The organism is Acinetobacter sp. ANC 4558 (assembly GCF_002135375.1).
GTDB lineage: Bacteria > Pseudomonadota > Gammaproteobacteria > Pseudomonadales > Moraxellaceae > Acinetobacter.
The window spans coordinates 21,930-46,548 of record NZ_NEGH01000019.1; the positions used below are offsets into that span (position 1 = coordinate 21,930).

The window sequence follows — 24,619 nt, forward strand, 5'->3', positions numbered from 1 at the left end:
TTTTAATAATCTATGTTCATCTGGTAATTGAATTTTTTTTTAATGTTTCTGTCGGAGGGACGGGAACGGGGATAAAAAAATTAATATTTTAATTGAATGTTTTTTTTATTTAATTGAAAATAACTATGTGAATTTCAATGATTTAGTTTTATTTTACTAAATGCGATCATAAAATATTCAGACGTAACTTTGTTTATACATTATCTAAGGATAAATCTGTTATAAAATATCTTTGAAAATCATCAAATGATAAAATAGATGAATATGAAAAACTCTAGGCTTATTACTTCCGATAGTGAATCGACATTAAAAAATGTTTTGAATATTACGCAAATATTATCTTCTTGGTTAATCAAAAATGGCGTAGGTTATAGTGATTATATATCATCACAAAAAACGATTTTTTATAATGCAGCTATTTTGGAATTAGAGCGGTTAGGACAAAAAAAGACCGATTCATCTATTAGTTTATTATCGGGCTTGAATCGAAGAGATGTTGTTCAACTTCGCTTAGATCAAGGTGATATTCATCAATATATTGAAACTTTTCAGGTCAATCCTTTAGCAAGTGTTCCTGCACGTGTTTTAGCTTTATGGGTTGAAAAAGATATTGGTATGACCATACCTTATACAAATAGCGATTATAGTTTTGAATCATTAGTTCATGAAATCTCAACGGAGAAGCATCCTAAATCTATATTGCTTGAACTGATTCGACTTGGTTTGGTTCATTTTGATAAAAAGTTAGTATATCTATTAGTGAATAGTTTTACACCTGCACAAGTACCGAAAGTGAATGAAGATATTTTGTCCAATAATATTGTTCAACATCTTTCTGCAGGATTACATAATTTAATACATGCCGATAATCAATATTTAGAGCAGGCTATTTATGTAGATCATATTACGGAGGAGTCTGTACAATTGCTCAACAAGCTATCTTTGGAACTCTGGCGTGAGATTTCTAAAAAAATGCTTTCCCAAGCTGTAAGCTATTCAACTAAAGATAAAGATAAACAAGGTGCGGATAAAAAATTTGTATTAGGAATTTATCAAAACTATTAATACATGAATATTGCTGCTTAATAAAATATGAGCTTAAACCTATACTCGTTTGAAACGAGTATAGGTTTTATTTTTTCGATCGAATAATCTGAGTTCACCAATAAATTTAGACAGGGGATATGAGATAAACGAAATAAAGGCGTAAATGATAATATTTAGTAAAGAATAATTAGAAATAATTCGCCTTATTTTTACGATTATTGATCAAGCAGTTGATGATTCATTTATAGGCTTAAAGTTACAAAATAATTAAAAATATTCATATGATAGATTTTTCAATAAAAAAATAAAGTATGAATATTGATTCAATATGTTAATTAATATGTGATTTATCTTACATAAAAAAATATGTTTTTTTTCTTGATATTTCAGTTATTTATGTTAATTTACTGCAACTTTCTAGTAGCGCAAATAATCACCAAGCTACATGAAAGAAATTGAAAAGCAAAGTTGTAGGTAAAAGATAACGATTGCTTTTTGAATATTCACTTTATTTTTAGGTCGTTATATGAAAAAAATTATCACTACTGCAGTTTTAGCTACTTCAGGTCTTATTTTTGCAGGACAAGCTTCTGCTACAGATGCACCGTCAAAGAGTGCAACTGGTAACTTTAATGTTAAAATTAATGTATTATCAACATGTGCGATTACTGCTGATGATATTGTTTTTACTGATATTACAAGCAATGCTACTGCAGATGACAAAGACGGTACATTATTGGTGACTTGTACAAATAAAACACCTTATAAAGTATCATTTGCGAGTAATGGTGTAATGACACACGGAACTGATTCAACAGCAACAATTGCGTATTCTTTACTTGATAGTTCAAAAGCAGCATATTCTGAGTCAAACAAATTTTCTGGAGAAGGTACGGGGCTTGCACAAAGTATTCCGTTAACTGCTCGTGTGACTGGTTCTACAAATGTACGTGCAGGTTTATATACTGGTGCAGTAACAGCTACAGTAACTTACTAATATTTGATATGTTAGGGATATTCTTGATTTAGAAGGATATCAATATGAAAAATACAGCGCATTTATCTTATTTTTTACGAGTATGTGGTGCGAGTATTTTAGTTGCAAATATTTTTATGCTACAGGCGCATGCTGTGAGTTTACAGGTTGCGCCTATTTTATTGGAGTTTGCTCCAAATGAACGGGTAAAAGAATTGTGGCTAAGTAATACTGGCGATGAAAATATTCGTGCACAAGTCAGAGTAAATGAGTGGGTACAAGAAAATCAAGAAGAGACTTTACAACCCTCTAAAAGTTTGATTGCAAGCCCAATGGTTTTAACCATCCCTACACAACAACGTCAGCTCGTTCGATTAATTCGAAATACGCCAGCTACGAATTCTGAACAGGCATTTCGTTTAATTGTCGATGAGTTACCAAATACTCAGCAAGAAACACAGAGTGGACTACAAGTTCTATTAAAGTACTCGATTCCTGTTTTTTTTAAAGTGTCTGATAGCAATAGTATGGATCAAGGCTTAACGTCTTTAAAAGGCATGAGTTTTAAGTCAAGCCCGCAAAAATTGACCGTGATCAATCAATCAAATGCATATAAGCGGTTTAGTCAACTTGCATATGTGAATGATAGAAATGAAAAAACAATGATTCAGCAAGGACTTGTTGGATATGTACTAAGTGGGAAAACCATGGAGTGGAAAATTCCCAACACGATCAAAGTGACCGAAGGTGGGAAGTTTGTTGCAGTCGTCAATTCAGATGTAAGTGAGCAAACTTTGCCTTTATCGCCTTAACTGGGCGGAAATTCAAAGGAGTTTTCGAGCATTGAATATTCGAATTGGGTATCTTATTCCGATGGTGATCATATTTTCACCTCTGGTATTGGCGGAAACTCCTGAGATTACAGCTGAAATAGAAAATAATGTTCAACAAGAGCTTTATTTAGATGTCATTCTGAATCAAGCTGAACAAACTCAAATTGGTCATTTTTTACAAAAAGAACAGCAATTGTATATTGATCTAACATCATTAAATCAGTTTTCGATTTATTCACCTGTAGAACCTGTGATTATTGATCAAACTTCTTATATTAATCTTCAGCAAATCTCGGGGTTAACCTATCAATATGATGATTTGAATCAAAAAATATCAATACAAGTACCCGTAGGGCTTTTGATTGGCAAAGGTCAATATGGTTATAAGAAACAACCCATTGCAGAAATAAACCCACAACAACAAAAAACAGGTACCTTATTGAACTATACGGCTTTTGCTCAACGAAATGATGATCTACTCTCACTGAATGGTTGGAGTGAAATACGTGCATTTGGTTTGATGGGAGGCGTTTTTAGTACGTCTGGAAATTTTCAATATGCCGAACATCGTGCAGCGAAAGGACAAATCTTGGATACGTATTGGGAAAAAGATCTTCCTGAACAATTGCTTAGATTTAGACTTGGTGATGCACAAAGTTATGCATTACCTTGGACACGTTCCAGTCGAATTAGTGGATTAAGTTTATCTAAAAATTTTGCCTTACAACCTTATGCAATTACAACACCTTTAATGAGTTTTAAAGGGCAGGTGGCTTTACCTTCACAAGTTGATTTAATTATTAATGGGATTGAACAATTCTCTCAGAATGTTTCTCCAGGACAATTTGATATTCAAACAGCACCGACAATTACAGGTGCTGGAAATGCACAAATGGTGATTACTGATATTAATGGTCAACAACAAGTTATTGATTTAGCTTTATATCGAGGGGTAAATCTACTTGCACAAGGATTGAAAGATTGGTCTTTTAACTTAGGCTATCCTAAGTTAAATTATGGTATTTCATCTTTTGATTATGGGAATGATTTAGCGTTTAGTGGAAATTATCGTTATGGTGTTTCAAATACGATGACGTTACAAACACATTCTGAATTTACTCGTGGTTTAGGGCAAGCTGGACTTGGGACAATTTATCAATTAGGTCGTCGTGCGGGCGTTATTAATGTTTCTTATGCTTATAGTCATGCTTCTAATCAAAGAGGGCAATTACTTGGCTTAGGCTATAGTTGGAATTCAACACTATTTAGTGTGAATTATAATACCTTACGAGAGTTTGGTGAGTTTAATGATATTGCAAGTTTAAATGGCTCTGGTTTTGCGAATCGATCAGATCAGATTTATTTAGGTGTGAGCACTAAAATAGGTCAGTTTGGTGGTAGTTATTTTAAGCAAGACTATCGTGAAGTACAAAGCAGTAAATATTTACTGTTTAATTGGTCATATAATTTACCCCAGCGAGTTAACTTAAATTTTAGTTATAGTCATAATTTAGTGAATGGCGAAAATGGTTATTATTTATCTGCGAATATTCCATGGAATCGGAGAGATTCTAGTAATCTGAGCGTACAGCGAAATAATCAAGTGAATCAATATGGTGCAAATTACAGTCATCCTTTAGATCAAGATCAAGGTGGTTTTGGCTGGCAATTAGCAGCAAATCATACCGATGAATATTCAAATTTTCAAAGTCAGCTTGATTATTTAGGACGATATGGATTAGCACAAGTTAATTTACAGCATTTACAGTCAGATCAGCAAAAAAACATAACCAATGTCTATGCCTCCGTGAGTGGTGGTTTAGTCATGGTTAAAGACACGATTTTACCGACACGTTTAAGTAATGGATCATTTGCGATTGTTTCAACGAGTCAAGTTGGGCATGTCCCTGTACATCTTGAAAACCGTTTAATTGGCGAAACCAACAAGAAAGGTTATTTACTCTTAGATCGATTGAATCCGTATCAGCATAATAGTATTGCAATTAATACGTTAGAATTGCCGCTCGATATGAAAGTAGAAACAATTAAACAAGATGTTGTTCCTGCTCAATCAAGTGGTGTTTTTGTTGTATTCCCCATTTATAAAGTCAAATCAATTCAATTTCAAGCGGTGGATCAGCAAGATCAACCAATTACAGTAGGGAAAGGTATTTGGGATTCTTTATCTGCAATGCAACAAAAACAAGAGCCTAAAATGGTTGTTGCTTATGACGGTATCGTCTATTTAGATGATGTCAAAAATGATGTACTGTATATTGGGGATCAGAAAAAATTCTGTCAGGTTCATATTCCAGAGCTTAGTACGCTTAACGGTTTTACAGATTTGGGACGAAAAGTATGTCAATAAATTTGTCAGTTTTTTTAATTAAACCGTATTACTTCATTCGAAGATATGCAGCCATGTTTTTATTGTTGATAGGCGGGATGTCTTTTTATTCTTCCGCTTATGCTGAAAGCTGTTGGATTAGTCAAGAAACATTAGGATTAGGAACAGTGAATTCACAAGGTTCTATTACAGCATCGACGACATTGAAGATAAATTGTAACTCTAATTATGACAAACCTGTTGCCTATAAAATGTGTTTAGTCGCGGATAGTACTGATCCTAACAGCTATGATCCACGCTCAATGATCAGTTATGATACGTATCCTGCACCATTGTTACATTATAATTTGTATTATGATGTGGCGAAAACACAAAAAATTCCCAATACAACTAATCAAACAAATGCAAAATGTCAGTCATTTCAAGTTTCTGCAAATAGTGGGAACCCTGGAACCACGATGGTCATTTATGGACAAATTGTACCAGGACAGAATGTACCCGCTGGATTTTATCGTGCCAATACAACCACATTAAGACTATTATATAACTATCGTTATGGAACAGAGTTACCATCTGATTCAACTGTATTGGCAAGTCCTATTACGGCAACAAACTATTTGTTGGTGAATTCTACTTACGAAAATAGTTGTCTAATTTTATCAGCATCAGATATTGATTTTGGTTCGGTCGAGCGAATTAATAGTTCGCTCACTCGATCAGGAACTATTCAATTGGCTTGTCCTACAGGCACCAATATGAAAGTGAGTTTAGATAATGGCAATAATGCGCTAGGGTCTCAACGCAGAATGAGAAACCAGTCTGGAAATTATATTCAATATAATTTATCACAAGATATTAGCGGAAATACGACGTGGGCTGGAAATACGGTGTATTCATTTTCAAAACCTTCTATTCCTGTTTATGCAACCGTTTTACCACAGCGAATAGAAGGTGTTGGCCAATATTCAGATACCGTTACAATTACGTTGACCTATTAATTAATAGGTAATCGTTGCTGTAACTTGATCAACATATTGACCAGCAGGTGTGTTGGTATCTGGAATTTTCCCCCAAATTGTAAGGCTTTGTCGTTGTCCAGTACCATGTTGAGAAAAACTACTCTCTGTCGTATTTCCCCATTCACGACTTAACGAAGCATCTTGATAAAGCTTATATGGAATAGTTAATGTTGCATCATTAATATTTCTGAGTGAGCCGTTGCCCTTGAGTGAAATATGATAAGGCGTTCCATTGGTACACGAAACATTTAATGTACCTGTTGACTGTACATTTTTTGTTGTGCGTGAAACTGTACCAAAATCGATATCTGCAGAATTTCCTGTCGCAATATCACATGTTTCATTAATTTGAACTTTGACCTGAAATTGATGCGACTTTTGCTCACTCATGGTATACGCAGAAACTGAGATAATCGTAAAAATAAAAAATGAATATTTAATATACTTCACTATTAACCTCACCCCTGTAAAAATAAAGAATTATAATCATAGAACAACATTATTTATTGAAATAAGATTTCAATTGTTCCATGATATTTAGATTATTATTTACTAATTTACAGCATATTGAATAAAATAGCATTAGAAGATTAGAATTATATGAATAATTAATTTTTAACAATATATAAGTGCTTATTATTTAAGCATAAAATATTTTATTATATCAATTGTTTGGTATATTTTTATACATTAATCTAATGTAAATAGATCATAATATTTAAATTAATTCATTATATAACTGAATTAATTTCATTATCGATATAAAAAGTCGTTATTATTATTTTTATAAACCTGTACTAAATATTAAACTTATTACTATATATGTTTTTTTTATAATTATATGAAAATATTGAATATTTTTATTAAAAAAATTAACTTTATTAAATTAATATTAATAAAGCTAACGTCTTAAAATAATTTTAAATGCCGAGTATATAACTCAGAATTAATATTTATTTTAAAATTAGATTAACGAGGAACACGAATACCACCTTCTTTTCCATTAGGACTAAATACAATTTGCCATAACTGCAAATCTCTTGCGCGAAAAGCACCAGCACATGCATTTAAATAATAGGTAAACATACGCTTAAAACGAGCACTATAATTGGATTCAATTTGAGGCCAAATTTGAATGAAGCGATTATGCCATGCTGATAATGTTAAATCATAATCTGCACCGAAATTATGCCAGTCCTCCATAATAAATTTACCACTACTATAATGAGCAATGTTTTCAATTGAAGGTAAGCAGCCATTTGGGAATATATATTTACTGGTCCAAGGGTCTGCATTGACCATAGTAGAATTTGAACCAATGGTATGTAATAAAAAAATCCCTTCAGATTTTAAATTTCTTTGCACAACCTTAAAGTAAGTTTCGTAGTTTTTAGGGCCAACATGTTCAAACATTCCAATAGACACAATACGATCAAATTGATCATGAAGGTCGCGATAGTCTGTTAGCAAAATTTCAACATCTAATGATTTACAACGCTCTTTTGCTAATTTCTGCTGTTCTTTTGAAATGGTAATACCGGTGACAGAAACTTGATAGTTTTTTGCAGCATATTCCGCAAGCCCCCCCCATCCACAGCCAATATCGAGTAAGCGCATTCCTGGTTTTAAATCTAATTTTTGACAAATTAAATCTAATTTTTGTTGCTGTGCTTGTTCTAAATTTGTTGCATCTTTCCAGTAAGCACATGAATATTGCATCGATGGATCTAGCATTAAGGAAAATAAATCATTTCCTAAATCATAATGCTCCTCACCCACCATCCAAGCACGCTTTTTAGTTTGAAAATTTCTAAATCGATTAATTGCAAATCGAATTATATTTTTTAAATTATTGGGCATCTTTTGATCTATTTTTGCACGTAAAATTTTATAAAAAAAGATATCAAGTCGCTCGCAATCCCACCAACCATCCATATAGCTTTCACCTAAACCGAGTGATCCTTGTTGTATAATTCTGCTATAAAGTTGTTGATTATATACTTGTATATCGTAAGGTTGATGACCATTAATTGTAATGCCTGCTTGGCTTAATAAATCTTCAATAATCGTTTTTAAATGATTATCTTTAAATTCAGTAAAAGTATTCATATCAACTCCTAAATATTAATAAGTTATTGATTTATATATTTATGAAAAATTTATTTACCAACTTGGTACTTAAAATCATTGCCTTAAATTTAATATAACTCAACATGTTATGATTAAATAATGCGCTTATAAACACGTTATATAAACTCAAGAATAAAGTAAACCTTAAAAGAGATAATTCACATTAAAATAACAATTCCATTTATTTTTACTATTTATAATCACTGTATTTTTATGCTTACACCATAAAACCATAAGATATTCTCAGTCAGAAGAACACTAGGCATCGTATTTTTAAATGATTCTCCCTAATATTCAAAAACTACGCATATGAATAATTTTTGAATATTTAAATCTTAACCACAAGAAAGAAATCTATCTTTATTTTCAAGAACAAATTAATGATAAATATTTAAATATTTTTATCTTTCATCGCGGGCATTAATATTTCTTTTACACATGTTGCATTACTCGTAGAAAGAATAAACTCAATGGCCTGAATAACGTCAATTAAAGGAATTAAGGAATGGTCAGTTTCTTCTAATATGACTTCTGCTGGAATATCAATATCATATTCTGTAGCTAAATATCCTAAATTTAAAACACTAACACCAATTGAATATTCACGTAAAATTTCTCTTAATGATTGAGCAATTCCTCTTAATGCATATTTTGTTGCTGAAAAAACAAGCTCTTTACCATTATGATTATCTACTCCCCATGTTGAACCAATTAATATAATTTTGGCATTCTGAGAACGTTTTAAATGACCAATCAACGACTGTAGGGATTGTATACATGTCGTAATATTTGTATTGATAATTTCATTAATTTCTAAGGGAGAAATATTTTGAAAATCATAGTCTTCTGTAAAAGCATGATTTTCCCAAATACCAACATTATAAATTAAGACATCGATTTGATCCTCAGCGATCGTATCTTTTACTGTTTGAACGGCATTCTCTGAAGAGGACAAATCTGCACAAATCCAAGTTAAATTTTTCATATTGGAAGGTGCTGAACGTGCGACCCCATAAACTTTATCTGTCGCTTTAGGGATAGATTGAACAATAGCTTTACCTAACCCTCGGCTTACACCATAAATAAGAAATGTTTTGCTTAAAGAATTCATCTATAAATTTCATTAATAATCAAAAGATTTTGATTATAAAAGCTCAAGTTAACTTGAGATCAATCCTTTCTATTTTTATTTTTATTTTTATTTTTGATAAATATAAAACGTCAATCAGGGGGGAATGTATTTCATGGTAAATTATATTGATTTGTACACAACGATTCTTTATCGAAAGATAATATTTTTTAGAACTTCTAAAATTCAAAAATCGTTTAATTCATGAACTTAAAAATGATAAATATGCTCAAAATTGACATCAATTTTGATTCAGGTCAATTTTCGTATTTTATATGATCATTTAGATTAAAATTACTTCAATATGATGGATCATTTTAATCTTCATGTCCGTACTCATCTGTAGGATCATCCTAAGTTATCTTTTATTTATAGCAGCGTAGCAAATTAGAAACCTATCTAAATTAAGCTGTTTCTAGTTGTCCGACATGATGATAAGCCCGATTAAAATATACTAAACTTTGATCATGTTGATTTTGTTGGATTGCGACAATACGACACATAAAAATGGTGTGTGTACCGACTTCTTGAATTTGATCAATTTCACAGTCAAAACCAACCAATGCATCATCTAGAACAGGGGCACCCGTTTCTAGTTCAGTCCAAATGCCATGTTTAAAACGTTCTTCTGGATTTAACTTAGATGAAAATACTTTAGAAATATGTTGATGCTGTGCACCTAAAACATTCACTGTTAATACTTTATTATCGACAAAATGCACATGTGAACTAGACGCTTTATTCATACAGACTAATAAGGTTGGTGGTGTATCTGTTACACTACATACCGCAGATGCAGTAAAGCCATAACGACCTGATACGCCTGCAGTGGTGACAACACTGACAGCACTTGTTAACAAAGACATTGCATTTCTAAAGTCTGTTGCGTCAACCATCATTTTGTTCCTAAATTGAATCTGTGCAATCGCTACGAAATACTTGATTTACCGTATTTTGTAAAACAGACATTCGGTTTAAATAGAAGAGAATCACCAAATTGAATTAAAAATATTTATCCTAATTCAATAATAATCGGCAACCCTCTCTATATTACTCGATATTCATGAGTGTTAGTTAGAAAGTTCTTGACGAACAATGGCTGCACCAGCACTCAGTGCTTTTAATTTTCCTCTTGCAACATCACGTGCTAAAGGCGCCATACCACAGTTCGTTGAAGGATAAAGTTTATCAGCATCTACAAACTGAAGTGCTTTACGTAGTGTATTTGCGACTTCTTCTGGTGTTTCAACGCTATTCGTTGCAACATCAATTGCACCGACCATTACTTTTTTACCACGAATAAGTTCAATTAAATCCATTGGAACACGTGAATTTTGACATTCAAGTGAAACAATATCGATATTTGATTGTTGTAACTTAGGGAAGGCTTCTTCATATTGACGCCATTCAGATCCTAATGTTTTTTTCCAATCTGTATTGGCTTTAATTCCATAGCCATAACAAATATGAACGGCTGTTTCACACTTCAGACCTTCGATTGCTCGTTCTAAAGTTGCGACACCCCAATCATTTACTTCATCAAAGAATACATTAAACGCAGGTTCATCAAATTGAATAATATCAACACCTGCTGCTTCTAATTCTTTCGCTTCTTGGTTCAAAATTTTTGCAAATTCCCAAGCAAGTTTTTCACGACTTTTATAATGCGCATCATAGAGTGTGTCAATCATGGTCATTGGGCCAGGAAGTGCCCATTTGATCGGTTGATTAGTTTGTTGACGTAAAAATTTAGCATCTTCAACAAAAACAGGCTTTTGACGAGATACTGCACCGACCACTGTTGGCACGCTAGCATCATAACGATCACGAATTCGAACTGTTTCGCGTTTTTCAAAATCAACACCATTTAAGTGTTCAATAAATGTCGTCACAAAATGTTGACGCGTTTGTTCACCATCACTCACAATATCAATGCCAGCATGTAATTGCTCTTGCAATGACAAACGTAACGCATCTTGTTTCGCTTCAATGAGTTGCTCACCGTCTAGTTTCCAAGGTGACCAAAGTTTTTCAGGCTCTGCCAGCCAAGATGGTTTTGGTAAACTGCCAGCAGTTGAAGTAGGTAATAACAATTTCATAATCAATAATCTTATCTAGTGTGGTTAAGCAGCAACGTAATTTTCAGCCCATTGCTGAAGAATATCTTGGTATGGTTTGATAAAGTGTTCTTCAGTGAATTTACCTTGCTTCACAGCCAATTGACTGCGTTCTTCACGGTCATAAACAATGCGCGTTAGTGAATAGTCATCATGTTTTAGACTTGGCTGATAAGATTGTCCTGCTGCAGAGTTTGCATTATAAATCTCTGGGCGATAAATCTTTTGGAACGTTTCCATGGTACTGATAGTACTAATGAGTTCAAGATCAGTATAATCATTCAATAAATCGCCACGGAAATAGAATGCTAAAGGCGCAACGCTATTGGCAGGCATGAAGTAGCGAACCTGTAGCCCCATTTTTGCAAAATATTCATCAGTTAAAGAATATGCTTCTTGCTGATATTCAACACCTAAAATTGGATGATGATTTGCAGTACGGTGATAGGTTTTTGTCGTTGAAACGCTTAAACAAATAACGGGTGATTTATTGAAGTTATTATGATAAACATCTGAATTTATAAAAGATTGGAAAATTTTACCATGAAGATCGCCATAGTTTTCTGGTTTACTGAACTGGGTTTTATTTTTATTATGCTCTAATAGCAATACGCTAAAATCATAATCACGAACATAAGAAGAGAAATTGTTCCCGACAATGCCTTCAATACGTTGATTAGTTTTTTGATCAAGAATATATGTTTTTAATATTTCAATCGTCGGGAATGCATTACCATTACCTTCCACATCAATATCAACAGAAACAATTTCAAGCTCAACAGAATAACGATCTGCATTTGGATTATCCCAATGTGCTAAATCATTGAATCGATTGTCGATCATTTTTAAAGTATTACGTAAGTTCGCTTGGCGACTTTCACCTCGAGCCAAATTCGCGAAATTTGTGGTAATACGCGTATTGTCTGAAGGGCGATAGTTTTCATCAAAACTAATGTTCTTAAGCGTAAATGTAAATTCTTTACTCATTGTGATCTACTACCTTATTTCTGAGATAAAACCTGAATTAATTTCATGCTCTTTCTATGTTTTCCAATTTCCATTCGGATTATCCCAGCCAACCATATTTCGTCTATTTTGTGACTTTTACTGGGTAAATTCATAAAAAATCAACGATCATATTGTCTAAGTGAAAGCATAGCTATTTTATACTTCAATTTACACATGAATAAAAATGATTTAATTTCACAAAAAAGTGAGTAAAATTCATGTTTAAAAAAGATGCTTAAAACATAAGCAAAATTATTCTTGATAACGCTCTGTAATACTAATCAGCGCTTGTGCTTTATCTGGCACTGTTACACAAAGCTGTTCTGTCGCATTAATACGATGCCGAATCCACAATATTTGAAGTTTGAACAATGACATGACTATCCGATACTATTTGGCTTATTCACTAAGCCTTCGCAATTTAGAAGAAATGATGGTTGAACGTCAAATTTATACCGATTATTCAATTTCACATTTTTGGGCTTTAATAATGATATCTCTTCTTAATAAGGTTGCTCTTCGACAGAAGAAGTACAGAATAAACAAGAAAGTAATGAAAAATTTTAGCTTTAGTTATTTTAGACTGATCTCTATCGTATAAAAATATTTAAATAAATAATATGCTTCGCATAATTCTAGGTTACTTATAATGAGCCATCGGATACTGAAGAAATTGAATTAAATCATTTGTTGTTGTTTGAGTTCGATTTTAAGATATGCGTAATAGATAGGTGCAACGATTAATCCTGCAATGCCAAAAATTGCTTCAAAGATCAGCATTGCTAATAAAACTTCCCAAGCTGCAGCATTGATTTTAGTCCCAATTATTTTAGCGTTAATAAAATATTCTAACTTATGAATAATAATCAGATATACCAATGAGACAACCGCAAGACTAACTGAAATAGTCAGTGCAGAAACTGTAATTAATGTATTGGTAATTAAATTACCAATAATTGGAATTAAACCAAAAATAAAGGTTAAAAGCGTGAGTATTTTTGCAAAGGGTAAATGAATGCCACAAATGGGTAAAATGATATGCGCAAAAATAATAAATAATGCCGTATTGATCAGAGAAATTTTAACTTGTGCATAAACCACATTTTGAAAAGCAAGGGCTAAGTTTTTAATACGTGCAATGAGTGCTGCTTTAAATACAGGAATGTGAGTCGTTGGATGAATTCGATGTAATGACACCATTATGCCAATGATAATAGCAATAATCATACTCGCAAGACTATGTAGTATATTGGTACCTGTGTGTCTAAGCATGCCTAGATTTTCTTTAATATAAGCAAATAGCTGATCTTTTAAATTAATGGTCGTGTAAGGACTAAAGTCTGGATAATATTTAATAATTTCAGATTGTACTTGCAGTAATAAAAGATCGATTTCTGTATTGAATTGGTCTAGCCGAGCACCTTGTAAATCATAATGAACAAAACTAATGAGACGAGCAATCCCGAACACAATTAAACTAATGATGATCAGGCTGACAACAACACTAAAAGTAAGACGAGCATAGCGACCATCAATATATTTTTCACTCGACTTACTTAGGCTATGAATAATTGAAAACACTAAAAAACCTGAAAAAAAGCTCACAGTTAAATGTAGGGGAATCAAGAGTGCAAGAAAAATAAAAATCATTAAATAACTAGTAATTAGACTGCTTTTATCATTGAATAACTGCATTTTACATTCCTCACAAAATTATATGGATTTGTTGCAAATAATCATTAAGACAAAACGAATCCGCTTTTTAACTAGTACAGCTAAAGTTTTAAATAGATTTTTCACTTGCTTTTAAATATCGATACACCGCTTGACGACTAATTCCATATGCTTTTCCTAATGCTAATTTTGAAGAGTATTTTCCCTCTTTCCATGCTTGACGTAACTCTTCTGCTTGATCCGGCTTTAATTTATGCACCCTTCCTTTATACTTTCCTTGAGCTGCTGCTAATCTGATTCCTTCTTTTTGTCGTTCTAAAATAATTTCTCTTTCAAATTGTGCAAAAGCCCCCATCAGTTGTAACATTAAATTATCCATTGGCGTTGCTTGTGCTGTAAAAGTTATATTTTCTTTAATAAATTGAATCGCAATACCACGTTTAACAAGTTGGTCTACTTCCGTCACCAAATCTTTTAGGCTTCGTGCAAATCGATCCATTGAATGAACAATCACCTGATCACCTTCTCGCACATAGTTCAGCATTTCTTGAAATTTAGGACGATCCGTATTTTTTCCTGAAGCATGGTCAATAAAAATTCGATCGACTTCTATTCCTTCGAGTTGACGTCCAATATTTTGTTCAACTGTACTGACACGAACGTAACCAATTTTTTGTCCTTTCATTTTTGGCACACTTTTTAAAAAATCACCTAATATGTATATTATAAACTTATAACAATAAAGTTACATGTAACTTATGATTAAAAAATATTTAAATTAGACACCATTTTTAAATTATTGTTAGTGTACATATAGGGTATAGTCTAAAATTACACTATAAAAAATATTCTATTGATGATTTGATTTTAATGTTTTATTGCACAAACCCATTCTTACAGGCTTATTCAGCAATATAGTTCTAGCATGAATAAGCCTACGTCTAAGATCTATCGTACAACCCATTGATCTTCCTATAATCGGACTTTAATCAACCAAGGAAACATTCCCATTTGATTTGATCCTAACATTCAGTTATATGCTCAACTAAAAAGCGAATAAAGTTTCAATCAAACTTACTTAAATGCAGTAGCATCTTTATTTTCTATTATGGACATATAAAGAGTAGGCTGTTCCAGATAAGGAAAATTAGATAAATCGCAATGAATGTTAAAGATATAACAGGATATTCAACTTTTTAGTTATAAAAAAGCCATATTTCTTGTGGGGAATATGGCTGAAAACTATTAGTAATATCGACCAATAGCAAGGGAATTTCATTAATATATCATCTATGGTTTATATGAAAGATACACTTACAATAATACGTTTATGTTTGACTGCTCATAGCAGCCAATTACATTTTAATTTGATTTTTAACAGGTTAAAAGCTCATTCTTATTAAGAATAAGCTTTTCTAGAATATAATTTTACTTTATATACTAACTATTTTTCTTGATACCCGTTATTTCAATAACAACTCTACGATCAGGTTGTAAGCATTGTTGCAAAGCTTTCTTATTTTTTACCGTATAACAACCATCTGTAATAGGCATATTTTCACCTACACTAGAATAACTAATAATTTGACTAGGAATTCCATTAGCGACTAGATATTCACTAATCGTTTTTGCTCTTGCTAATCCAAGTTCTGCATTATAATGACTATTTCCCAAACGATCTGTATGCCCTATCAAGTGTATTTTACTTACATTTGAATATATTGAATTGATTGATGATATTAAGTGGTTTAATTCCGCCTGACCTTGTGGTAATAATTGATTTAATGATGAACCATTAAATTTAAATAATGTATCAGCATTTAAATTTAAAGTTTCTAATTTAAGTTCAGTTTTCGGTTCAGCGATAATAGGCTGAACAATATTATTAGATGTTGAGTAGATAAAGTCTTGGCAATCCTGCCCTTTCCAAAATAGTTGTTCTGCAAGATATTTTTTATCAAAATCAATACGTAATTGGCAACGCTTATATGTTTGAGTATTCGGAATACGAATATCCAATACATAATTCCACGTTCGAACGAAGAGTATACCTTCACTAAATTGTGGATTTCCTAATAAATGGCGGAATTGATCTTTGGTTAACCCTACACTTAAACGAGCAACATCTGCATATTCATATCTTTTTACCTGTTTTAAATAACTGCTTTGTATTTCTGGAAATTTAACTTCTTCAGTAGATTCTTGTATAGCATGTGCCGATGAAATAAATAACCCACTAAAGACTTACCTTTTACTAATTCAGATACAACAATGCTTCGACCTAGTGATTCATTCCAAATCACTTTATATATTTTATTCATTTTTTGCTCTTTTTAAAAAAATTTATAAGTATTATTGAGACAATTCTACAACACAAAAAAATACAAAAACAACAAATGTGTTACTTTTACTATATGGTAAAGTGTAATTTTAAATCTTTTTATTATTTTATGTGACTTAATTCAATATATGAAATAAATACAAATATTTTTTTATTCATGTAATTATTATTTTTTTATCTATTTAAGCTAAGAAGAATGATGGAAAATAAACGATTAAAAGAACACGACTATAAACGGATATTGGCTTATAATTTTTCATATAAATTAAGTGCTAATCTAAAATTTTCATATACTCATTGATATTATTACTGTCATAATTTTATAAATAGAATGAATTTTTTCGCTTGATGTGATTCCAATACTGAATACTATACAAAGCTCAATTTGCTGTAATTATTCAATACTATTAAAGTGTTATATCTTGTTATATTTAAAATAAATTTTTGTTAAAAAAATTTACGATTAACATTAATAAAGCATTGATTTAAACAACTTTTACTTAGGGTGCTACCATCAAATTACTCATACAAACGAGCTCTGATCTCACAACTCTCTAAATTATTATTTTCACAAAACAGTAATCTTTTTTTAGATAATGGCTTCACGTAATATATGAAAGTTCGATTTGAATCATTAATCGCTATATTTTCACAATCAGGTTTCATATTATCTTCTTTAACTTTAATCGTAAATAAAATTAAATCATTAGGATTATGTGGCTTGATGATTTTATAAGTTGCCAGAAGTATTTCTGAACCACTCTCCATTTTAATATCAGTGTCAGAAATAAATGAGATATATTCATAGCATGAATTTTTAACTATATTTTTGATTTCCCATTTACTTGGATAATTAAAAATATTATTTTCCTCTTGTGCATGTAAACTGACTTGCATATTCATTAAAATTATAATTATCAAACAGATATTTTTTTTTAAAAAATTCATATATCGACCTTTTTATAGGTTTAGACTTTAATCCAAACTCTTCATTATTATCATATTAAACATTGGCTCAACATTTAGACGTTTATAACCATAAAACTTGAATATATTTATTGTATTTAATGTTTTTTTATAGATTAACATAAAATCTTCATATCGTCAGTCCATATTTAAGGCTTTGTTCAAAACCTTATTTAACTCTATGGTTTAAATTGGATAGCACCAGATTATTCCACTATAGTTTTATACTCATATAAAATCATACGATAAATTTTTTACTATCGTTAACAGTATAAAAGCCCAATTTTAATTGGGCTTTTATCTTTAGAATAAACTATAAGTTAATGGTTTACCCAGACGCGTAAGTATAGAACTCACTACGAGAACTGTGGCCAACATCATAATTCCAAGGTATACACATTCTAAATATAACTTCATTTCTACCCCCTATTTTTCTTAATTTTTATTTCTGTCCCATTATCATCATCTTTATTTCTATAAATATCAAGATATTGATTAGTTAATAAGTATCGTATTTTGATGTAAGTAATGACTTACTTTTGATCAAAAAAACACCAGAAGTTGCTAATTTTTCAATGATTTTGTCTTTTTTAATAATTATAATCACGTAATTTTTATTATAAATTAATCACAATTTATTATATTTTCACTTAAAAAAATCACTTGGTTTTATAATTCAACATGCTGCACAATTTTTTAACGGGTCATTTTGTATAAACACAATATATCCAACTCTATTTAAGCTGCCTTTCATCTATCATCGTTATTATTTCATTTAAGTAAATAGCTCTCCATGTTGACCTAAATACTAAAAAAGCCTATTACGATTTTATTTAAAAAAACTTAAAAAGAGAGTTTATAAAATGATACGTTTCATGAGAAGTTCATCAACATATTTTCCATTCTCTTTTAATGCTTTTAATTCAACACCATATGTTTGAAATCCCAGTTTTTCATAAAGATGAATTGCCGGTTGATTATCTGCGGAAACAACCAGTAAAATTTGCTCTATTTGTTTTTTACGATACTTTATCATGGCATTCAGTATTTGACTTGCAATACCTTTACGTTGAAATATAGGTTCAACAAACATACTCGAAAGATATGCTTTATGAGCAAATTTTATTCCCATTTCTTGGGTTAAAGTTGCCATACCTATAATTTTATTTTCATAATAAGCTCCAAATATTGTTGAACTTAATAAACAATTCTCAAAGAATTTTAGAGGTTTTTCTATTTCTACCGCATAAGTAGATCCAAAAATTTTTGAACATTGTTTTAATGCTGAAAGTCGAATTTCCCTAAAATCATTAAGTTCGGTTACATTTAAAATTTTCACGTCAATATTAAACATAATTTTAAATTTTGAAATTTGATACGATTCAAATCAACTTATCACAGACCATTAATTTAAAATTTTAAAAATTGTAATTTCACGTTAGACGTTAAAACTATTTCAGGGATTTGACATAGTGGTGTGTATACAATTCTATAATTTCATACATATGACCATTATATTATTCATGAAATAATGTAGAAAAATCATAATAACGCTTAAGACCTTTAAAAGCCTTCTCGTTGCTAAACAATCAAGTTAACCTTTAAAAATCGTCGATTTTAGACTGAGTGAAATTTATTAACTGAATATTTAGTGCAATATTTATACAGCAATGTACGCATTTTCTCACAATCATTCTCGTTTTTAACGACTATTGTTTTTCTTTTTGATTTCATATGATGAAGACATAGAAAGTAGGATGCTTCAGAAAAGAAAAATAAGAGACAAGAACATGGAGTGTTGGATCTGACAGGAGTTAGATCGCAACATTGAATATGTAAAAAAGCCCAACAGGACGTTGGGCTTTTTTATTATTTACAATATCTTTTCAACGGCTTTTTATTTTACGACAATACGCTGAGCATTTCTTGTCCAATCAGCATTTTAGCAAATTGATTTGCAATCCGTTCTGAACGATTACCTTGCCGAGTTGCATATTGAATGGCTTTTAATTGAATTGTTTCCCAGCTTTCATGTTGTTGCCATTTATATTCATGCAGCCAAAATTGAACTGTATTTAAATATTCTTGCTGACTAAATCCATAAAAATTAATTTGTAAACCAAATCGATCTGCCAAAGAAATTTTTTGTTCAATGCTATCACCAGGTCTCAGCTCACCATTCTCACCGATATTCAATTCTGTATTATCCTTATTATATTCAGCAACCATATGTTTACGATTAGAGGTTGCATAAATAAGCGTATTGTCAGAACTCGATGCCAATGAACCATCTAAAACTGTTCTCAAGGTTGCATAACTGGTATCACCAGCTTCAAATGCTAAATCATCACAAAAAATAATAAAGCGCTCACAACGATCCTGCAGTAAATTAATAATTTTAGGTAAATCTTCTAAATATTTTTTCTCAAGTTCAATCACGCGAAGTCCTAAATGGTGATATTCACTTAGACATGCTTTTACAATGGATGACTTTCCTGTCCCGCGTGATCCAGTCATCAACACATTATTCGCCAATAATCCTTTAGCAAACGCCTCAGTGTTTAACTTGACCTTCGTAAGTTGATGATCAATATTACAAAGATTATTAAAGGAAATAAGCTGTGGTTTAGATATGGCAATTAATGAACCTTTCTGGTTTTCTTTTTCCCATCTAAAGGCGATTGCTTCATCTAAAACATCTTTGGAAATATCTTAAAGCTGAGATATGGAAAATCGATGAAAAAATTCCAACCGAATCTGCGCTCGTTCAAAATTTAGGTGTGGGACGAAATACCCTACGCGAAGCTATCAAAATCTTAGAATATTTAGGTGTTTTAGAGGTAAAACAAGGGCTCGGAACTTTTGTTCGTACTCAAAATGATTTTTCAATGGTGATTCATTCAATTCATCATGCTGATTTATATGAACACTTAGAAGTACGGTGTTTATTAGAAATAGAAATTGCCAAATTAGCTGCTAGAAATCGTACATCTGAAGATATGAGGTCTATTGTGGAATGCTTAGAAAATAGAGCTAAAATGGATGATGGCGATATTTCTAGACTGATATTAAGCGATCAGCAACTACATTTAGCAATTTCAAAAGCAACACAAAATAAGACCTTATATGCGACCTATGAATATTTCTTAAACTCAAGTTACCAATAAAAACTTACCCGATCCTAATCAAGAAACCCATCATGAACTTGTTCAGGCAATTCAGCGTCAGTCTGAATCTGAAGCAATGCAAATTGCAGTATCAATGTTATCGCCTATTTTATGTTTTCTTGATTTAGTCAAATCGAAGAATACACCATATTAAGTTAAAATCTATGTGCTATATCATTGTTTCAAATCATTTTAATATTCCATATTATTTGAATACTTGTAAAGAGAAAGGATCAACAGCTTATTATTTGGCAACAAGTCAGACCCATTTGGCTCTATTTCGTTCTTATGCATTGGCTTATCAATTTTATTATCCATCTCAAGTGATTCTAGGTCCATGTAAAATTATAGAGTTTCATTAGCAAGATTGACCTCAAATTTAAATGGGTTCTAATAAATGATGCACTCAAATATCATCTTATGTGAACGGCATTGCTCAAAATATCGATGAAATTTCTTTAAGGCTTGATCTTCTTAAAACATCCACAATGATCCGTGAATAACATGAAGGATAAGATTTACACAATTTTTTACGTATGCCACTAAAATCCTTCTCGCTTTTGACGACTGTTATTTTTCTTTTTTATACTGTGAAAATATAGAGAATAATATGCTTCAGAAAATAATAAGGAAATTAGATTTAATAGAAGTTCAACCGCAGCACAAATATGTAAAAAAGCCCAATAAGATTTCGGACTTTTGTATTATTTAAAATCTATAGGTCAATAGGCAATTGAATGCATTATTTTATAAATATAACGCAATAAAAAACCCCGATATCCTATCGGGGTTTTTTGTATTGGTCATTTAAACTTGACTCCTGTCGAGCTTCACAGTCCTGATGCATAAACATTTTGTTATTATTTTATGTTTTGGAACATCCTGTTCCTGAATAAATTAATCTTAAGTAATACACGAATATTTGTATAGATTAGAACGACCTCATTTCATGTAAGCAATGACGTACATTGATATTAAATAGAAGAGAAATGTTTATCCCAAGAGTTGTCCGCAGAAATTGTGGATTAATTTAAATGTTAATCAATTGTTTTTATTCATTATTATTAAAATATGATCATTATTTAATCCAAATTATAACATTCACAACCAATATAACGCTCAGTTTTTGACGTTAAAGGTGCTTTTGTATGGTGTTCCGATAAAGTAGGAGCATTGCTTTTAATCGACGATCATAAAAATTCTCTCCATATAATAACTCGACACATAAGCTATCGATAATTCCTAAATAAGCATCTTTATATAATTCTACTTGTTCCCTTGTAAGTGTAAGAGATACAAGTGCGGCTTTAATTTGATTGATCAAACCTTGAAGATAAGTCAAATGACCGAGAAGAATAGGCTTTATTAAATTTTTCGGTGGAACGTATGTCATTCTAATTAAAAATCTTAGGCTCAGGCTATCAACATAACGTTTTTTTAATGCATGACAATAAGCTTCGCCAGGAATTTCTTCATCATTTGCAGCACTAAAACACAAAATTGTATATTCACATTCTTGTTCAAGTGCTTTTTTTAATAATTCCAAAAATAAAGCTTCTTTACTTGAAAAATGTGCATAAATTGATGCCTTACGAATACCAACCTCTTCCGCAATTGCACTTAAAGATGTTCCTTCATAACCATGAACAATAAAGTTTTCAAAAGCCACATTGATAATACGATCTTTGGTATTCGAACGTATTTTCCGAATATTCATGAGTCATTGAGTTTCCTTTCTTCTTTCACCTATATGGTGATTTTAATATTTTCCCGACATTCAAAAACTGTCAAAGCTTTACCTATTACAAGGTAGATCAAACATATCAATAACCATGAGGTAAAGTACACCAAGGAAGTAAAAAAATGATGATTTCCTTGTTTTAAAAATAAGTTACAACGTTATATAAACTACCTATCGATAGGTATAAAATTTTCAAAATCAATATAAACTATTGATTAAAAATAGTTTAGTTGAATTTCTATATAAAAAATATTCACGCATTCAGTAACAAAAAAAAAATATCAGTTACAATAAATTACAATAAAACGTGATCTATTTATCGTTTTTTTATTATTTTGATATATTATATATTCATTCAATTTATTTTGTGATTTTTAAAACATTTATTACTCTATATTTTGATTTATTACAAATATATTTTATATAAAACCAGAGGTCTCTATGAAAAGTACTTTTTCTAAATTAGCGCTATTATCTTCTTCTATTTTACTTGCAACTTCTGCAATGGCTGATGTAACTGCATCTGCTACAGCGCGTTGGGATGCAACTGCAGTTAAAGACACAAGTTCTGCTTTAGTTGTAACACCATTACGTTCTTTAAATTTCCAATATGCTGAAGGCTTAGAAAGCTTTAACCAACAAAATGGTGCTTTTGACGTTACTGTTCAAGGTCAAAGCGGTGCGACAGACTTCGAATTAACTTCAACGTTAATCAGCAATACGTTAACTCGTTCAGGTGATGCTTCAACACTTGACGTAGGTGTTGCATGGAACGGTACTAAATTAACTAAAGCAGCTCAAACAACTTTAATTAATACTGCAAATAACACTAATGCTGGTTTAGAAGCTCTTGCTCAGCAATCTGCGTATGCAGGTACTGGTCGTACTTCAGCTCAAGGTAACTTTGTATTTACCGTTGATAGTGCAACTGTAGATGGTTCTGAAGCAGCAGCATTTGCTGATTTAGCTGATGGTATGTGGAATGGTGAAGTTGCCGTTCAATTCACAGCAACTTGGGCTACACCTTAAGTTTTCTAATATGAGGGAGAATTCTCCCTCATATCTTTTTTATTTTGGGATTATAGAATGAATAAAATACTTCCTGTCATTGTTTGCTGTTTCGCAATGAGTGCAAATGCTGTGAATGTGGGTGACATTACTTCTATTATTAATGCCAAAGAAAAAACACTCTCTAAAGAAGTCGAAAATACGACTAATGTTGCACGATATATTGCTTTAAAAATAGAAAAAATATCCAATCCAACGGCAGAAGGTGTGGTCATTCCTTTAGCCAATAATGAAGTGCTTTCAACCCCCGCAGGCCTGGTTTTACCTGGCGGTGGACAAGATGTTTTTAAAATTTTATATAACGGTCCCGAAGATGATCAAGAACGTTATTATCGTCTTTCTTGGTTAGATGCCCCAGTATTAGGTGCAGAAGAAAATACAGCCAATAAAGGTGCTTTAGCCACCACTTCAGCGCTCATTAACACCATTTTAGTGGTCGCACCGCGCAAAGATAAATTTGATTATCAGTATGCCAATGGAACAATCACCAACACTGGAAATGCCAGCTTTCGTATTGTTGCAGCTGGAACTTGTCTAGATAAAGCAAAAGATATTGATGGTAAAGGATGCCGGGAACGATACTATGTTATGCCGGGTAAATCAGCCACCTTAAAATTTACAGATTGGAATTCTCCTAAAACTCATCTCGGTGTGTGGTATGGCGGACAATATATCAATGTAAATAAAAATAAATAAAGACTATGAAAAACTATCTATTACCTGGTGTTTTGTTAAGTGGTTGCACTTTTGCACCCATATTATCTCATGCAAATGAGGAACGGATCGTTGTCGGTGACTATACTTTTCCGACTGTATTGTCTCATGCTTTACAGCAAGGTATTAGTATTCCTGTCTATTTAAAATATACCAAAGACACTGCAATTATAGATGACAAGAGTCAGCAGAAAGTTGCCGATGCAATGCTGATTTATAAAAATGATCATTTATATGTAAAAACCATTGATTTTGAGTCTTATCAACAAACCACTGCACTGTCTTCAGAATTAAAACAAAACCTAGAGTCATTAGACAAGAGCTTTAACCAGCAGATGCAGT

Annotated in this window: 22 protein-coding genes and 2 pseudogenes; 9 read left to right on the forward strand and 15 right to left on the reverse strand. The window is 31.6% G+C overall.

Annotation, left to right across the window (positions count from 1 at the left end; all coding sequences use genetic code 11):
• The first annotated feature begins 258 nt into the window (after positions 1 to 258).
• The 5 genes from B9T31_RS16590 (at position 259) to B9T31_RS16610 (ending at position 6,201) form a co-directional block, all read left to right on the forward strand.
• Positions 259 to 1,065, forward strand: coding sequence for a hypothetical protein (locus B9T31_RS16590; protein WP_086183045.1), 807 nt, complete (start codon positions 259 to 261; stop codon positions 1,063 to 1,065).
• Between the two features lie 508 nt (positions 1,066 to 1,573).
• A complete protein-coding gene (locus B9T31_RS16595) occupies positions 1,574 to 2,044 on the forward strand; it encodes a spore coat protein U domain-containing protein (RefSeq protein WP_086183046.1) in 471 nt (156 codons plus the stop codon).
• A gap of 44 nt (positions 2,045 to 2,088) precedes the next feature.
• Positions 2,089 to 2,835, forward strand: a complete 747-nt coding sequence (locus B9T31_RS16600) for a molecular chaperone (RefSeq protein ID WP_086183047.1) — start codon at positions 2,089 to 2,091, stop codon at positions 2,833 to 2,835.
• Positions 2,836 to 2,866: 31 nt separating this feature from the next.
• Positions 2,867 to 5,224 carry a fimbria/pilus outer membrane usher protein gene (locus B9T31_RS16605; protein WP_086183048.1) on the forward strand — a complete coding sequence of 786 codons (2,358 nt, stop codon included), beginning with the start codon at positions 2,867 to 2,869 and terminating at the stop codon, positions 5,222 to 5,224.
• A complete protein-coding gene (locus B9T31_RS16610) occupies positions 5,215 to 6,201 on the forward strand; it encodes a spore coat U domain-containing protein (RefSeq protein ID WP_086183049.1) in 987 nt (328 codons plus the stop codon). The genes B9T31_RS16605 and B9T31_RS16610 overlap by 10 nt, the downstream gene beginning before the upstream one ends.
• On the opposite strand, the gene B9T31_RS16615 is transcribed toward B9T31_RS16610, so the two are convergent.
• The 14 genes from B9T31_RS16615 to B9T31_RS16680 all read right to left on the reverse strand — a co-directional run bounded on the left by B9T31_RS16615 (position 6,202) and on the right by B9T31_RS16680 (position 20,296).
• On the reverse strand, positions 6,202 to 6,672 hold the full coding sequence (locus tag B9T31_RS16615; RefSeq protein WP_139840939.1) for a spore coat U domain-containing protein: 471 nt from the start codon (positions 6,670 to 6,672) through the stop codon (positions 6,202 to 6,204).
• A gap of 519 nt (positions 6,673 to 7,191) precedes the next feature.
• The gene (gene cfa, locus B9T31_RS16620) at positions 7,192 to 8,331 is read right to left on the reverse strand and encodes a cyclopropane fatty acyl phospholipid synthase (RefSeq protein WP_086183051.1); all 1,140 of its coding nucleotides are present in this window, start codon (positions 8,329 to 8,331) and stop codon (positions 7,192 to 7,194) included.
• A 412-nt stretch (positions 8,332 to 8,743) separates the two neighbouring features.
• Positions 8,744 to 9,463, reverse strand: a complete 720-nt coding sequence (locus tag B9T31_RS16625; RefSeq protein WP_086183052.1) for an SDR family oxidoreductase — start codon at positions 9,461 to 9,463, stop codon at positions 8,744 to 8,746.
• Positions 9,464 to 9,885: 422 nt separating this feature from the next.
• Positions 9,886 to 10,377: a flavin reductase gene (locus B9T31_RS16630; RefSeq protein WP_086183053.1), complete on the reverse strand. Its 492-nt coding sequence runs from the start codon at positions 10,375 to 10,377 to the stop codon at positions 9,886 to 9,888.
• Positions 10,378 to 10,551: 174 nt separating this feature from the next.
• Positions 10,552 to 11,580 (reverse strand): methionine synthase, encoded by a 1,029-nt coding sequence (locus B9T31_RS16635; protein WP_086183054.1) that lies wholly within the window; start codon positions 11,578 to 11,580, stop codon positions 10,552 to 10,554.
• Between the two features lie 24 nt (positions 11,581 to 11,604).
• Positions 11,605 to 12,585, reverse strand: coding sequence for a DUF1852 domain-containing protein (locus B9T31_RS16640; RefSeq protein ID WP_086183055.1), 981 nt, complete (start codon positions 12,583 to 12,585; stop codon positions 11,605 to 11,607).
• A 273-nt stretch (positions 12,586 to 12,858) separates the two neighbouring features.
• Complete coding sequence (locus B9T31_RS18140; RefSeq protein ID WP_265733388.1) at positions 12,859 to 12,984, reverse strand: hypothetical protein; 126 nt, start codon at positions 12,982 to 12,984, stop codon at positions 12,859 to 12,861.
• Positions 12,985 to 13,284: 300 nt separating this feature from the next.
• Positions 13,285 to 14,301, reverse strand: a complete 1,017-nt coding sequence (locus tag B9T31_RS16650; protein WP_086183057.1) for an AI-2E family transporter — start codon at positions 14,299 to 14,301, stop codon at positions 13,285 to 13,287.
• Positions 14,302 to 14,389: 88 nt separating this feature from the next.
• The gene (locus B9T31_RS16655; protein ID WP_086183058.1) at positions 14,390 to 14,965 is read right to left on the reverse strand and encodes a recombinase family protein; all 576 of its coding nucleotides are present in this window, start codon (positions 14,963 to 14,965) and stop codon (positions 14,390 to 14,392) included.
• A gap of 755 nt (positions 14,966 to 15,720) precedes the next feature.
• Complete coding sequence (locus tag B9T31_RS16660; RefSeq protein WP_086183059.1) at positions 15,721 to 16,506, reverse strand: OmpA family protein; 786 nt, start codon at positions 16,504 to 16,506, stop codon at positions 15,721 to 15,723.
• The gene (locus B9T31_RS16665; protein WP_086183060.1) at positions 16,434 to 16,601 is read right to left on the reverse strand and encodes an ESPR domain-containing protein; all 168 of its coding nucleotides are present in this window, start codon (positions 16,599 to 16,601) and stop codon (positions 16,434 to 16,436) included. The genes B9T31_RS16660 and B9T31_RS16665 overlap by 73 nt, the downstream gene beginning before the upstream one ends.
• A 539-nt stretch (positions 16,602 to 17,140) precedes the next feature.
• Positions 17,141 to 17,569 carry a hypothetical protein gene (locus B9T31_RS16670; RefSeq protein WP_086183061.1) on the reverse strand — a complete coding sequence of 143 codons (429 nt, stop codon included), beginning with the start codon at positions 17,567 to 17,569 and terminating at the stop codon, positions 17,141 to 17,143.
• A gap of 874 nt (positions 17,570 to 18,443) precedes the next feature.
• A complete protein-coding gene (locus B9T31_RS16675) occupies positions 18,444 to 18,941 on the reverse strand; it encodes a GNAT family N-acetyltransferase (protein ID WP_086183062.1) in 498 nt (165 codons plus the stop codon).
• 548 nt (positions 18,942 to 19,489) lie between these two features.
• Positions 19,490 to 20,296 carry an ATP-binding protein gene (locus B9T31_RS16680; RefSeq protein WP_228146076.1) on the reverse strand — a complete coding sequence of 269 codons (807 nt, stop codon included), beginning with the start codon at positions 20,294 to 20,296 and terminating at the stop codon, positions 19,490 to 19,492.
• Between the two features lie 2 nt (positions 20,297 to 20,298).
• On the opposite strand from B9T31_RS16680, the pseudogene B9T31_RS16685 reads away from it, so the two are divergent.
• Positions 20,299 to 20,908: pseudogene (locus B9T31_RS16685) on the forward strand (FadR/GntR family transcriptional regulator); the annotation flags it as partial.
• Between the two features lie 978 nt (positions 20,909 to 21,886).
• Here B9T31_RS16685 and B9T31_RS16695 read toward each other — a convergent pair.
• Positions 21,887 to 22,471 carry a TetR/AcrR family transcriptional regulator gene (locus tag B9T31_RS16695; RefSeq protein WP_086183064.1) on the reverse strand — a complete coding sequence of 195 codons (585 nt, stop codon included), beginning with the start codon at positions 22,469 to 22,471 and terminating at the stop codon, positions 21,887 to 21,889.
• A 465-nt stretch (positions 22,472 to 22,936) separates the two neighbouring features.
• On the opposite strand from B9T31_RS16695, the gene ecpA reads away from it, so the two are divergent.
• From ecpA to B9T31_RS16710, 3 genes and pseudogenes are all read left to right on the forward strand, one after another.
• Complete coding sequence (gene ecpA, locus B9T31_RS16700) at positions 22,937 to 23,524, forward strand: common pilus major fimbrillin subunit EcpA (RefSeq protein WP_086183065.1); 588 nt, start codon at positions 22,937 to 22,939, stop codon at positions 23,522 to 23,524.
• Between the two features lie 57 nt (positions 23,525 to 23,581).
• Positions 23,582 to 24,259, forward strand: coding sequence for a hypothetical protein (locus B9T31_RS16705; RefSeq protein ID WP_086183066.1), 678 nt, complete (start codon positions 23,582 to 23,584; stop codon positions 24,257 to 24,259).
• 5 nt (positions 24,260 to 24,264) lie between these two features.
• A pseudogene (locus tag B9T31_RS16710) lies at positions 24,265 to 24,619 on the forward strand (fimbrial biogenesis outer membrane usher protein); the annotation flags it as partial.

Excerpts from the sequence above, each read along its gene's own strand:
- ecpA (WP_086183065.1), top strand. The coding sequence starts at position 22,937 with ATGAAAAGTACTTTTTCTAAATTAGCGCTATTATCTTCTTCTATTTTA.
- B9T31_RS16630 (WP_086183053.1), bottom strand. The coding sequence starts at position 10,377 with ATGGTTGACGCAACAGACTTTAGAAATGCAATGTCTTTGTTAACAAGT.
- B9T31_RS16650 (WP_086183057.1), bottom strand. The coding sequence starts at position 14,301 with ATGCAGTTATTCAATGATAAAAGCAGTCTAATTACTAGTTATTTAATG.
- B9T31_RS16625 (WP_086183052.1), bottom strand. The coding sequence starts at position 9,463 with ATGAATTCTTTAAGCAAAACATTTCTTATTTATGGTGTAAGCCGAGGG.
- B9T31_RS16705 (WP_086183066.1), top strand. The coding sequence starts at position 23,582 with ATGAATAAAATACTTCCTGTCATTGTTTGCTGTTTCGCAATGAGTGCA.
- cfa (WP_086183051.1), bottom strand. The coding sequence starts at position 8,331 with ATGAATACTTTTACTGAATTTAAAGATAATCATTTAAAAACGATTATT.
- B9T31_RS16610 (WP_086183049.1), top strand. The coding sequence starts at position 5,215 with ATGTCAATAAATTTGTCAGTTTTTTTAATTAAACCGTATTACTTCATT.
- B9T31_RS16600 (WP_086183047.1), top strand. The coding sequence starts at position 2,089 with ATGAAAAATACAGCGCATTTATCTTATTTTTTACGAGTATGTGGTGCG.
- B9T31_RS16695 (WP_086183064.1), bottom strand. The coding sequence starts at position 22,471 with ATGAATATTCGGAAAATACGTTCGAATACCAAAGATCGTATTATCAAT.
- B9T31_RS16675 (WP_086183062.1), bottom strand. The coding sequence starts at position 18,941 with ATGTTTAATATTGACGTGAAAATTTTAAATGTAACCGAACTTAATGAT.
- B9T31_RS16670 (WP_086183061.1), bottom strand. The coding sequence starts at position 17,569 with ATGAATTTTTTAAAAAAAAATATCTGTTTGATAATTATAATTTTAATG.
- B9T31_RS16640 (WP_086183055.1), bottom strand. The coding sequence starts at position 12,585 with ATGAGTAAAGAATTTACATTTACGCTTAAGAACATTAGTTTTGATGAA.
- B9T31_RS16655 (WP_086183058.1), bottom strand. The coding sequence starts at position 14,965 with ATGAAAGGACAAAAAATTGGTTACGTTCGTGTCAGTACAGTTGAACAA.
- B9T31_RS18140 (WP_265733388.1), bottom strand. The coding sequence starts at position 12,984 with ATGTCATTGTTCAAACTTCAAATATTGTGGATTCGGCATCGTATTAAT.
- B9T31_RS16590 (WP_086183045.1), top strand. The coding sequence starts at position 259 with ATGAATATGAAAAACTCTAGGCTTATTACTTCCGATAGTGAATCGACA.
- B9T31_RS16595 (WP_086183046.1), top strand. The coding sequence starts at position 1,574 with ATGAAAAAAATTATCACTACTGCAGTTTTAGCTACTTCAGGTCTTATT.
- B9T31_RS16665 (WP_086183060.1), bottom strand. The coding sequence starts at position 16,601 with ATGAATAAAATATATAAAGTGATTTGGAATGAATCACTAGGTCGAAGC.
- B9T31_RS16635 (WP_086183054.1), bottom strand. The coding sequence starts at position 11,580 with ATGAAATTGTTATTACCTACTTCAACTGCTGGCAGTTTACCAAAACCA.